This is a genomic window from Variovorax sp. KBW07, assembly GCF_003852515.1.
In the GTDB taxonomy this organism is placed as follows: domain Bacteria; phylum Pseudomonadota; class Gammaproteobacteria; order Burkholderiales; family Burkholderiaceae_C; genus Variovorax.
In genome coordinates, this window is record NZ_QAJK01000202.1 from 1 (window position 1) to 10,649 (window position 10,649).

Here is a 10,649-nt window from a genome sequence, read left to right on the forward strand (position 1 = left end):
CGCCGTCGGCGTGGGCGTCGCTCTGAATGAACCAGAACAGCAGCGCTAAAAGCCCAACGGGCAATGACTTCACGCGAGCGCGTTCCGCCCCACGCCTTTCTCCATGAACACACTGAACGGATCCGGCCCGTAGCTCCCGAAAGGTCCGCGAAGTTCGTACCCCGCACGTGCATAAAGCGACAGCGCTTCGGGCTGGCTCGGCCCCGTCTCCAGCATGAATGTCTTGCAGCCTTTTGCTGCTGCCTGGTCTTCAAGAAACCCCAGCAACTTCATCGCGATGCCTTGACCCCGATTTCCGGGCCGCACGAACATGCGCTTCAGCTCGCCGAACTCGGGCCCCACGACGATGGCGCCGCAGCCGATGGCATGGCCTTCTTCGTTGCGCGCCACAGCGAACAGCACGTTCGCGGCGGACAGTGCCGCAATGTCGATGCCGTGATGGCTCTCGGGCGGATAGAGCGGTTTCTGGTATGCATCCAGCTCGTCGATGAGCCGGATCACGTCGGGTTGGTTGGGGCTTTCAAGAAGAATCTGCATCGGTCGATGTTACTTATTGGCTTGACGGTAAAGCCCGCTCGCCAGCGGGGTTCCACGCCACGGCCAACAATGGCCCGCGGCGATGGGCCGACCTGTCTGCCCGCCCGCACCCGTCTTCCTGTTTTCTTGTCTTGTTCGTCAGCTTGAAGGAGTAGCACTTTGGAATACCGTCACCTGGGTAAATCGGGCCTCAAGGTCCCCGTGTTGAGTTTTGGCACCGGCACGTTCGGCGGCAAGGGCGAGTTCTTCAGCGCCTGGGGCAGCACCGACGTGGCCGAGGCGCGCAAGCTCATCGACATCTGCATCGACGCCGGCGTGAACATGTTCGACAGCGCCGACATCTACTCGGCGGGCGCGGCCGAATCGGTGCTGGGCGAAGCCATCAAGGGCCGGCCGCGCGACCAGCTCATCATCTCGACCAAGGCCACCTTCCGCAGCGGCGAAGGGCCGAACGACGTGGGGTCGTCGCGCCATCATCTGGTGCAGGCGGTCGATGCGGCGCTCAAGCGACTGGGCACCGACTACATCGACCTGTTCCAGCTGCACGGCTTCGACGCGAGCACGCCGGTCGAAGAAACGCTGTCCACGCTCGACGACCTCGTGCGCGCGGGCAAGCTGCGCTATGTGGGCGCGTCGAACTTTTCGGGCTGGCACTTGATGAAGTCGCTGGCGGTGGCCGAGCGCCATGGCTATGCGCGCTACGTGGCGCACCAGGCCTATTATTCGCTGGTGGGCCGCGACTACGAATGGGAGCTGATGCCGCTGGCGCAGGACCAGGGCGTGGGTGCCGTGGTCTGGAGCCCGCTGGGCTGGGGCCGCCTCACGGGCAAGATACGCCGCGGCCAGCCGCTGCCGGCCAACAGCCGCCTGCACGCGACGGCCGACATGGGCCCGCCGGTGCCCGACGAGCTGCTGTTCCGCGTGGTCGACGCGCTGGAAAAGATCGGTGCCGAAACGGGCAAGACCGTGCCGCAGGTGGCACTGAACTGGCTGCTGCAACGCCCGACGGTGTCGAGCGTGGTGGTGGGGGCGCGCGACGAGGCGCAACTGCGGCAGAACCTGGGCGCGGTGGGCTGGAACCTCACGCCGGCGCAGGTCGCCGAACTCGACGCCGCCAGCACCACGACACGGGCCTACCCGTACTGGCACCAGCAGGGCTTCCTGGAGCGCAACCCGAACCCCGTCTAGGCCGGCGATGCAGGCCCGCTCTAGGCGGGCGTCAGCCCGAGCACCCATTTCTTGAAGTGCTCCAGCGCCCCGGAGGCCGGCCGGCCTTCGGGGTAGGCGAAGTAGTAGCCCTGCCGCACATCGAGGTGCCGGTCGACCGGAATCACCAGTTCGCCGGCGCGCAGTTCGTGCGCGATGAGAATGCGCGGCGCCAGGCCGATGCCCATGCCGGCGGCGGTGGCCGCCACCACCATCGTGAACAGCTCGTAGCGCGGCCCGCGCGAGGCATGCACCGTGTAGTCCCAGCCCTGTTGCGCATACCAGTCGCGCCAGGCGTGGGCGCGCGTGCTCAGGTGCAGATGGCGGCAACGCTCGAAGCCGGCTTCGTCCCACGGGCCGTTGGCATCGCGAAACGCGGGGCTGCACACCGGCACCATCTCGCCCTCGGCAAAGATCAGCCCGCCGCGGGTGTTGGGCCAGAACTGGTCGCCGAAATAGATGGCCGCGTCGTACGCGTTTTCCTGGAAGGAGAAGGGCTGCGAGCGCGCCGACAGGTTCACGGTGATGTTCGGATGCAGCTGGCTGAACTCGGGCAGCCGCGGAATCAGCCATTGCGTGGCAAAGGTGGGCACCACGGCCAGCTCCAGCACGTAGCCCATCTCATGGCCGGCGCTGATCTCGAGCGTGTCGCGGCGAATCTGGTCCAGGTGCCGGCGGATGCGCGCCGCGTACTCGCGCCCGACCTCGGTGAGCGTCAGCCGCCGGCGCACGCGCGAGAACAGCGGCACGCCGAGCCGCTGCTCGAGCATGGCCACCTGCCGTCCGACCGCGCTTTGCGTCAGCGCCAGCTCGGTCGCGGCCCGCGTGAAGCTGCCCAGCCGCGCCGAAGCCTCGAAGGCCTGGAGCGCGCCCAGGTTGGGAATGTCTTTTCTCATCGATTCACTGCCTGTCGTCTCTGTCTTCTTGTCGAAGCACCTGCCGTGCCCGTTCCGAAAGCGTCGTGGCCGGGCGCCGGCTTCCTTCCGGGCCCGCACAACGTTGTGAGTATTTAGCGTTTGTTCCGCATGCGGTCACGACTCTATTCTGCGTGCCGACCCCTGCCAACGATACGAGGAGACTTCCGATGATTGTTTCGTGCAACCGGCGCGCCGCCCCCCATGTTGTGGGCATTGCGCTCGCTTCGGTCCTGAGCCTGCCCGCCGCCGCGTGGGCGCAACAGGCTCAGGCCGAGCAGACCGTCACCATCGGCCACGCCGGCCCGCTCACCGGTGGCGCGGCCCACTGGGGCAAGGACAACGACAACGGCGCGCGGCTCGCGGTCGAAGACCTGAACAAACAGGGCCTTGTGATCGGCGGCAAGAAGATCAAGTTCGTGCTGCAGTCCGAAGACGACCAGGCGGACCCCAAGCAGGCGATGGTGGTGGCCAACAAGCTGGCCGACATGGGCGTGAAGGGCATGCTGGGCCACTTCAATTCGGGCGCGGCCATTCCGGCCTCGGCGGTCTACAGCCGCGCGGGCCTGCCCGACGTGTCCACCGCCACCAACCCGACCTTCACCAAACAGGGCTACGACAACGTCTTTCGCATCCTGGCCAGCGACGACGACGTGGGCGTTGCCATCGCCAACTTCACGGTGAAGGACCTGAAGGCGAAGAACATCGCGGTCATCGACGACCGCACGGCCTACGGCCAGGGCGCCGCCGAGGTGTTCACGCGCGGCGTGAAGGCGCTGGGCGGCAACATCGTGGCGCAGGAATACGGCAGCGACAAGGCCACCGACTTCATGGCCATCCTGACCACCATCAAGAGCAAGCAGCCCGACGTGGTGTTCTACGGCGGCATGGACGCGCAGGGCGGCCTGATCGCGCGGCAGATGAAGCAGCTCGGCATCACGGCCAAGCTGCTGGGCACCGACGGGCTGTGCACCAACGAGGTCGCCAAGATCAGCGGCGGCGCGGTCGACGGCCTGCTGTACTGCACGCGCGGCGGCAAGGAACTGGAGAAGACGCCGAAGGGGGCCGAGTTCGAGCAGCGCTACAAGGCCCGCTACGGCGTCGAGGTGCTCACCTATGCGCCATACCTCTACGACGCCATGATGGCGCTGGCCGAGGGCATGCGCGCGGCCAACTCGGTCGAGCCCGCGGCCTACCTGCCGGCCATGCGCAAGGTGACGTTCGACGGCGTGACCGGCCGCATCAGCTTCGATGCCAAGGGCAACCTGCGGAAGCCGGACTTCACCGTCTTCACCTACAAGGACGGCAAGCGCGTGCGCGTTGCAGGCTCCTGACGCAGCCGCGCGCATGCGAACCCTGGACGCGGCGGAAACCGCCGCGGCGCTGCCCTACGGTGCGCTGGTTGAAGCGCTGCTGCGGATGTTCGAGCGTGAGCGCCTGGGCGAGGCGCACGCGTCGCCCCGCACCTCGGTGCCGCTTTCGGACGGCGGCGTGTTGCTGCTCATGCCCGCCTGCGACCCGCGTTTTGCCGCGCTCAAGACAGTGACGGTGCATGCCGGCAATGCGGCGATCGGCTTGCCGGTGGTGCAGGGCGAAGTGACGCTGATGGATGCCGCGACGGGCGTGCGGCTGCTTTCGATGGACGGCAACGTGCTGACCGCGCGCCGCACCGCCGCGTTGTCGCTGGCCGGCATGGCCAGGGCAGGGCGCGGCGCCGCAAGCCGCGTGCTGCTCATCGGCGCCGGCGTGCAGGCGCGGGCGCATGCCGAAGCTTTTGCGGAGGTCGCGGGTGTGCGACGGATATGGATTCACGCGCGCTCGCTCGCGCATGCCGAGCCACTGGCCCGACACATGCGCACGCTCGGCGTCGATGCCAGTGCCATCGCCGACACGGCGGCCGTCTCCGAAGAGGCCGATGTGATCGTCGCCACCACCAATTCCCCGATGCCTGTCGTGCCGGCGCAGGTGCGGCCCGACGCCACCGTGATCGCCGTCGGCGCCTACCGCGCCGACATGGCCGAGGTGCCGCCCGAACTCGTGCGGCGCTGTGCCGTGTTTGTGGATACGCTGGAGGGCGCGCGCACCGAAGCGGGCGACCTGCTCCAGGCGGGCATCGACTGGTCCACCGTGCAGGCCTTCGCGACGGCCGCGCCCGCGGCACGACACGGGCCGGTGCTGGTCAAGACGGTGGGCCATGCGCTGTGGGACCTGGCGGCGGCGCAACTGGCTTACGAGAAGCAGCGATGAGGCAAGCAGCGATGAGGCAAGGCAGCAACAGCAAGGAAGGCAATTCATGCGTCGAGTGGTGATCATCGGCGGCGGCGCCATCGGCTCCGCCATCGCCTACTTCCTGACCCGGGACCCGCATGGGGAGCCCTTCGAGCCCTTCGAGGTCACGGTGGTCGAACGCGATTTTTCTTACAAGCAGGCGTCGTCGGCCCTGTCGGCCAGCTCGATCCGCCAGCAGTTCTCGACCGCCATCAACATCGAGATGTCGCTCTACGGCATCGACTTCTTTCGAAGGCTCGGCGAGACGCTGCGCGTGGGCGACGACGTGCCCGACATCGGGCTGGTCGAGCCCGGCTACCTGTACCTGGCGTCGCCCGCCGGCGTGGACGTGCTGCGCGAGAACCACGCAATGCAGAAGGCGCACGCGGTCGACGTGGCGCTGATGACGCCCGATGAACTGAAGGTGCGCTTTCCATGGCTGTCGACCGAAGGCGTCGCGCTCGCGTCGCTGGGCCTTTCGGGCGAGGGCTGGTACGACGGCTACAGCCTGCTGCAGGCCTTTCGCAAGAAGGCCGCATCGCAGGGCGCGCGGTACGTGCAGGCGCACGCGACCGGCCTGCAACGCAAGGGCCGCACCGTGACCGGCGTGCAGCTCGACAGCGGCGAAACACTGGCCGCCGACGTGGTGGTCAATGCCGCCGGCGCATGGGCCGCGAAAGTGGCCGAATGGGCCGGCATCGAACTGCCGGTGCATGGCCGCCGCCGCAGCGTGTTCAGCTTCTCGTGCCCCGACACGTTGCCGGGCTGCCCGCTGGTGATCGACACCTCGGGCATCTGGCTGCGCCCCGAGGGCCGCCAGTTCATCTGCGGCTTTGCGCCGCCCGAAGACCGGGACCCCGACGACGCGCCGCTCGAAGTCGAATACGGCGCCTTCGACGACCTCATCTGGCCCGCGCTGGCCGAACGCGTGCCCGCCTTCGAGGCCATCCGCATGACCGGCGCCTGGGCCGGCTACTACGAGATGAACGTGTTCGACCACAACGCGATCCTCGGCTTGCACCCGGACTGCGACAACCTGTTCTTTGCCAACGGCTTCTCCGGGCACGGGTTGCAGCAGTGCCCGGCGGCCGGGCGCGGTGTGGCCGAGCTGATCCGCTTCGGCGAGTACCGCAGCCTCGATCTCTCGCCGGTGTCGTTCGCGCGAATCATCGAGGGCCGGCCGCTGCTGGAGAAGAACGTGATCTAGTCGCGGTCAGGGGGAGGGCGTACGATCCCCGGCAGAGAGGTGTCACGCTCCATGACTGCACAGACGTTGATCGATACCGCCCGGGCGCTGGTCGCCGGCGACAAGGGCTTGCTCGCGATGGACGAGAGCAACGCCACCTGCAACAAGCGCTTTGCGGCGCTCGGCATCCCGCAGACCGAGGGCGCGCGGCGCGACTGGCGCGAACTGATCGCCACCGCCCCGGGGCTGGGCGACAGCATCGGCGGCGCCATCCTTTTCGACGAGACTATCCGGCAGAAGACCCACGCCGGCGTTCCGTTCGCGAAGGTGCTGGCCGACGCCGGCATCATCCCCGGCATCAAGGTCGACACGGGTGCGAAGCCGCTGGCCGGCCACCCCGGCGAGACCGTTACCGAGGGCCTGGACGGACTGCGCGAACGGCTCGCCGAATACGCCGGCATGGGCGCCCGCTTCGCGAAGTGGCGCGGCGTGATCGCCATCGGCGACGGCCTGCCCAGCCGTGCCTGCATCGACGTCAACGCCCATGCGCTCGCGCGCTATGCGGCCCTGTGCCAGGAGGCGGGCGTGGTCCCCATCGTCGAGCCCGAAGTGCTGATGGACGGCAGCCATTCGCTGGCCCGGTGCGCGCAAGTGACCGAGGAGGTTTTGCGCGAGGTGTTCGCGCAACTGAGCGCGCAAGGCGTGCTGCTGGAAGGCATGCTGCTCAAGCCGAACATGGTGCTGCCGGGGCAGGGCAGCCCGGTTCAGGATTCGGTCGAGGCCGTGGCCGATGCCACGGTCGCCTGCTTGCTGCGCACGGTGCCCGCGGCGGTGGCGGGCGTGGCGTTCTTGTCGGGCGGGCAATCGGCCCAGCTGGCATCGGCCCGGCTGGCTGCGATGAACACCCGGTTCAAGTCGCGCCTGCCATGGCCCCTGACGTTTTCTTTTTCGCGCGCGGTGCAGCAGCCGGCGCTCGATGCCTGGAAGGGCGATGCCGCCAACGTCGCGGTGGCCCAGCAGGCACTGGTGTTTCGCACCCGCTGCAACCGGGCTGCGCGCCGTGGCGAGTACGACGCGCAGAAAGACGCACCGCGCTGAACAGCGCTGAAACAGCGTTGAACAACGGTCAACAATCCATTCAAACAACGAGAGACAAGACGAGCTTCATGACGATTCAAGACCTGTACGCGCAAAAGCGCGTGGCCGCCGCCGATGCCGTGCGCCTGGTGCGCAACGGCGACCTGATCATCGTGCCGACCGGCGTCGGCGAGCCGCCTTCGCTGCTGACGGCGTTGTCGGAACAGCGCCGCGATTTTCGCGACGTGAAGGTCGCGCAGATTCTTGCGATGCGCAAGTACGCCTACATCGACCCAGAGACCGTGGAGCACGTGCGCCATGTCGCGCTGTTCTTCGGCGGTGCCACGCGCGCGGGCGGGCAGGAGGGCTGGATCGACTTCATTCCCAACTACTTCTCGGAGATTCCCGCGCAGATCGAGCGCGGGCAGATCCCGGCCGAGGTGGTGTTCAGCATGGCGTCGCCCATGGACGCGCACGGCTACTTTGCCGTGAGCCTGGGCGCCGACTACACCATGGCCGCGATTGCCAAGGCGCGCGCTGTGGTGCTGGAGGTCAACCCCAACGTGCCCTTTGCCTGTGGCAACTGCCACGTGCACATTTCGCAGGTGGCCGCGCTGGTCGAGAGCGAGGCGCCGGTCATGGAAGTCGGGCTGCCGAAAATCGGCCCCGTGCAGGAAGCCATCGGCAAGCACGTGGCCGGCCTGATCGACGATGGCTCCACGCTGCAGATCGGCTACGGCGGCATTCCCGATGCGGTGGTGATGCAGCTCACGGGCAAGCACGACCTGGGCATTCACACCGAGATGATCGGCGACGGCATTCTCACGCTGGTGGAAAGCGGCGCCGTTACCAACCGCCGCAAGAACTACCTGCCGGGCCGTTCGATCGCCACCTTCGCGCTGGGGTCGAGCAAGCTGTACCGCTTCATGGACCGCAACCCCGGGCTGGAGATGCATCCGGTCAATTTCACCAACGACCCCGCACTGGCGGGGCTCAACGACAACCTCATCGCCATCAACGCGACCATGCAGATCGACCTGCTGGGCCAGTGCGGCTCCGAGAGCCTGGGGCATGCGCCGTACTCGGGCACCGGCGGGCAATCGGACTTCGTGCGCGCGGCCAATCGCTCGCGTGGCGGCAAGGCCTTCATCGTGCTGCCCTCGACGGCCAAGGGCGACACCATCTCGCGCATCGTGCCGTCGCTCTCGCCCGGCACCCACGTGAGCACGAGCAAGAACGACATCAACTACGTGGTGACCGAATACGGCGTGGCGCAGTTGCGCGGCAAGTCCGCGAAGCAGCGGGCACAGGAGCTGATTGCCATTGCCCACCCGGCCTTCCGTGCGGAGCTGACCGAGCAGGCGAAGCGGGCCAGGCTGCTCTGACCCGGCCGGCCGACTGAGCAGCCGATCAACCGGTCAGCCGGCCTTGGCCGCGCGCACCAGCGACGGCGTGGCCTTGTAGCTCTCGGGGAACAGCTTCTTCAGGTCGTCGATCTTCGGCATGTCGTTGATCGCGATGTAGGGCTGGCTCGGGTGCAGCGTCAGGTAGTCCTGGTGGTAGTCCTCGGCCGCATAGAAGGGCCTGGACATCTCGATGGTGGTGGCCAGCGGCTTGCCGAAGGCCTTGCCCTGGTTGAGCTGCGCGATGTAGTCCTTGGCAATGCGTGCCTGGTCGGCGTTTTCGGCGAACACCGTGGAGCGGTATTGCGTGCCCGTGTCCGGCCCCTGGCGGTTGAGTTCGGTGGGGTCGTGCGCCACCGAGAAGTAGATCTGCAGCAGCTTGCCGTAGCTGACCTGCTGCGGGTCGTAGGTGATGCGCACGGCTTCGGCATGGCCGGTGCGGCCCGAGCCGACTTCGTCGTAGCGCGCGGTTTTTGCGTCGCCGCCGGCATAGCCCGACACGGCGTTGCTCACGCCCTTGACGCGCTGGAACACGCCTTGCACACCCCAGAAGCAGCCACCGGCAAACACGGCGGTTTCGGTTTTCGCGGTCGGTGGGGCCACCAGGTCGGCCACGGGTGCCGGCACGCGGCGGGCCATTTCGGCGAACGAGGGCACCGCGTACCAGACCAGGGCCGCGGCAGCGAGCGTGCCGGCGGTGAGTGCGAGGGATTTCATGGGAAGTCCTTGAGAAAAAGGGGGAGTCGCCGTTGCCGATGGACGCGACATTGCCGCCGAATGCACCGGCCGTCAATGCCGCGTCCGCTGGCCTTCTTTTCTTTTCTTACTTACTTCTTCATCTCGTCCTTGCCCATGGCGTCCTTGGACATGCTGTCTTTCTTCATGCCGTCCTTCGACATGGAATCCTTGGCCATGGAATCTTTCTTCATCCCATCCTTGGACATGGCGTCCTTCGCCATCGAGTCTTTCTTCATGCCGTCCTTGGACATCGAGTCCTTGGCCATGCCGTCTTTCGCCATGTCGTCGGCGGCAAAGGCCGAGGCGCCGGCAAAGGCCATGCAGGTTGCGAGCAGGGTTGCGGTGAGCTTGTTCATTTGGAATCTTCCAGTTGAGGTTTCATTTTTCAAGATGGCGCGGTTCCAGGGAACACGGCCTCGCGCTTTCATTGGCAGCTGGGTCGCTTGAACTGCGACTCAGCTCCCTCCGAACCAGTTGTAGCCCTGGTCTTCCCAGTAGCCACCGGAATAGGTGTTGGTGACGAACATCGCCTTGATGTGCTTCGGGTTCTTGTAGCCAAGCTTGGTGGGCATGCGCAGCTTCATGGGAAAGCCGTACTTGGGCGGCAAGGGCTCGTCGTCGTAGGTGAGGGTGAGCAGCGTCTGCGGGTGCAGGGCGGTGGGCATGTCGATGCTGGTGTAGTAGTCGTCGGCGCACTTGAAGCCGACGTACTTGGCGGTGGTGTCGGCGCCGATGCGATGCAAAAAGTCGCTGAAGCGCACGCCGCCCCATTTGCCGATGGCGCTCCAGCCTTCGACGCAGATGTGCCGGGTCACCTGGTCGTGCTGCGGCATGGCGCGCAGCTCGGGCAAGGTCCAGCTGCGCTTGTCGGCGACCATGCCGGTCACTTCGAGCTTGTAGCTGGCCTCGTCGACTTCGCGAACCTCGTCCTCGCCGTAGAAGGCATTGAACGGAAAGGGCCGGGTGATCATCGACTCGGGGTAGGTGGGGGCCAATTGCGTGGGGCTGAAGATGAGGCCTTGCACCTTGTCGTTGAAGCGCGAGATCTTCGAGAGCGCGGCTTCGACGTGGCTGTCGTCGCTGATGCTGCAGCCGGTAAGAAGCGACAGTCCGCCGAGCGTCAACGAGCGCTGCAGAAAGGCACGGCGTGCGGGCTGGTCGAGCGTTTTCGCAATCAGCGAGCGGGCTTCTTGCACCACCGCGTTGCTGTCTACGCTGGTCATCTTTGGGGCTTTGAAGATTCTCATATCGGGCATTCGTTGCTTGGCGCTGTTGTCTGGAGCGGGAGCGGGTTCGGGGTCGGGTTCGGGTTCATTCGGG

The 10,649-nt window shown here is 66.6% G+C and carries 11 protein-coding genes; 6 read left to right on the plus strand and 5 right to left on the minus strand.

Translation table 11 applies throughout. From position 1 onward, the window contains the following. Nucleotides 1-69: 69 nt before the first annotated feature. Nucleotides 70-537: a GNAT family N-acetyltransferase gene (locus DBV14_RS31175; protein WP_124465491.1), complete on the minus strand. Its 468-nt coding sequence runs from the start codon at nt 535-537 to the stop codon at nt 70-72. A gap of 159 nt (nt 538-696) precedes the next feature. Between DBV14_RS31175 and DBV14_RS31180 the strand changes: the two genes are divergently transcribed. Next, nucleotides 697-1,725: an aldo/keto reductase gene (locus DBV14_RS31180; protein WP_124465492.1), complete on the plus strand. Its 1,029-nt coding sequence runs from the start codon at nt 697-699 to the stop codon at nt 1,723-1,725. Between the two features lie 20 nt (nt 1,726-1,745). On the opposite strand, the gene DBV14_RS31185 is transcribed toward DBV14_RS31180, so the two are convergent. After that, complete coding sequence (locus DBV14_RS31185) at nt 1,746-2,639, minus strand: LysR substrate-binding domain-containing protein (RefSeq protein WP_124465493.1); 894 nt, start codon at nt 2,637-2,639, stop codon at nt 1,746-1,748. 188 nt (nt 2,640-2,827) lie between these two features. On the opposite strand from DBV14_RS31185, the gene DBV14_RS31190 reads away from it, so the two are divergent. The 5 genes from DBV14_RS31190 to DBV14_RS31210 all read left to right on the plus strand — a co-directional run bounded on the left by DBV14_RS31190 (nt 2,828) and on the right by DBV14_RS31210 (nt 8,573). Continuing rightward, a complete protein-coding gene (locus DBV14_RS31190) occupies nt 2,828-3,991 on the plus strand; it encodes a branched-chain amino acid ABC transporter substrate-binding protein (protein ID WP_124465495.1) in 1,164 nt (387 codons plus the stop codon). 13 nt (nt 3,992-4,004) lie between these two features. After that, on the plus strand, nt 4,005-4,904 hold the full coding sequence (locus DBV14_RS31195) for a delta(1)-pyrroline-2-carboxylate reductase family protein (protein ID WP_124465497.1): 900 nt from the start codon (nt 4,005-4,007) through the stop codon (nt 4,902-4,904). Between the two features lie 46 nt (nt 4,905-4,950). Next, entirely contained in the window at nt 4,951-6,132 is a 1,182-nt protein-coding gene (locus tag DBV14_RS31200) for an FAD-binding oxidoreductase (RefSeq protein WP_124465499.1), read from the plus strand. Nucleotides 6,133-6,183: 51 nt separating this feature from the next. After that, nucleotides 6,184-7,209, plus strand: coding sequence for a class I fructose-bisphosphate aldolase (locus tag DBV14_RS31205; RefSeq protein WP_124465501.1), 1,026 nt, complete (start codon nt 6,184-6,186; stop codon nt 7,207-7,209). A 68-nt stretch (nt 7,210-7,277) separates the two neighbouring features. Further along, nucleotides 7,278-8,573: an acetyl-CoA hydrolase/transferase family protein gene (locus DBV14_RS31210; RefSeq protein WP_124465503.1), complete on the plus strand. Its 1,296-nt coding sequence runs from the start codon at nt 7,278-7,280 to the stop codon at nt 8,571-8,573. Nucleotides 8,574-8,606: 33 nt separating this feature from the next. Here DBV14_RS31210 and msrA read toward each other — a convergent pair whose 3' ends face one another. The 3 genes from msrA to DBV14_RS31225 all read right to left on the minus strand — a co-directional run bounded on the left by msrA (nt 8,607) and on the right by DBV14_RS31225 (nt 10,576). Further along, the gene (msrA, locus tag DBV14_RS31215) at nt 8,607-9,308 is read right to left on the minus strand and encodes a peptide-methionine (S)-S-oxide reductase MsrA (protein ID WP_124465505.1); all 702 of its coding nucleotides are present in this window, start codon (nt 9,306-9,308) and stop codon (nt 8,607-8,609) included. A gap of 110 nt (nt 9,309-9,418) precedes the next feature. Beyond that, nucleotides 9,419-9,685: a pentapeptide MXKDX repeat protein gene (locus DBV14_RS31220; protein ID WP_124465507.1), complete on the minus strand. Its 267-nt coding sequence runs from the start codon at nt 9,683-9,685 to the stop codon at nt 9,419-9,421. A 99-nt stretch (nt 9,686-9,784) separates the two neighbouring features. Beyond that, the gene (locus tag DBV14_RS31225) at nt 9,785-10,576 is read right to left on the minus strand and encodes a molybdopterin-binding protein (RefSeq protein WP_124465509.1); all 792 of its coding nucleotides are present in this window, start codon (nt 10,574-10,576) and stop codon (nt 9,785-9,787) included. Nucleotides 10,577-10,649 lie beyond the last annotated feature (73 nt).

Bases quoted from the DNA above. Each gene is read 5' to 3' on its own strand.
- DBV14_RS31175 (WP_124465491.1), bottom strand. From the start codon at position 537: ATGCAGATTCTTCTTGAAAGCCCCAACCAACCCGACGTGATCCGGCTC.
- DBV14_RS31185 (WP_124465493.1), bottom strand. From the start codon at position 2,639: ATGAGAAAAGACATTCCCAACCTGGGCGCGCTCCAGGCCTTCGAGGCT.
- DBV14_RS31190 (WP_124465495.1), top strand. From the start codon at position 2,828: ATGATTGTTTCGTGCAACCGGCGCGCCGCCCCCCATGTTGTGGGCATT.
- DBV14_RS31195 (WP_124465497.1), top strand. From the start codon at position 4,005: ATGCGAACCCTGGACGCGGCGGAAACCGCCGCGGCGCTGCCCTACGGT.
- DBV14_RS31200 (WP_124465499.1), top strand. From the start codon at position 4,951: ATGCGTCGAGTGGTGATCATCGGCGGCGGCGCCATCGGCTCCGCCATC.
- DBV14_RS31205 (WP_124465501.1), top strand. From the start codon at position 6,184: ATGACTGCACAGACGTTGATCGATACCGCCCGGGCGCTGGTCGCCGGC.
- DBV14_RS31210 (WP_124465503.1), top strand. From the start codon at position 7,278: ATGACGATTCAAGACCTGTACGCGCAAAAGCGCGTGGCCGCCGCCGAT.
- msrA (WP_124465505.1), bottom strand. From the start codon at position 9,308: ATGAAATCCCTCGCACTCACCGCCGGCACGCTCGCTGCCGCGGCCCTG.
- DBV14_RS31220 (WP_124465507.1), bottom strand. From the start codon at position 9,685: ATGAACAAGCTCACCGCAACCCTGCTCGCAACCTGCATGGCCTTTGCC.
- DBV14_RS31225 (WP_124465509.1), bottom strand. From the start codon at position 10,576: ATGAGAATCTTCAAAGCCCCAAAGATGACCAGCGTAGACAGCAACGCG.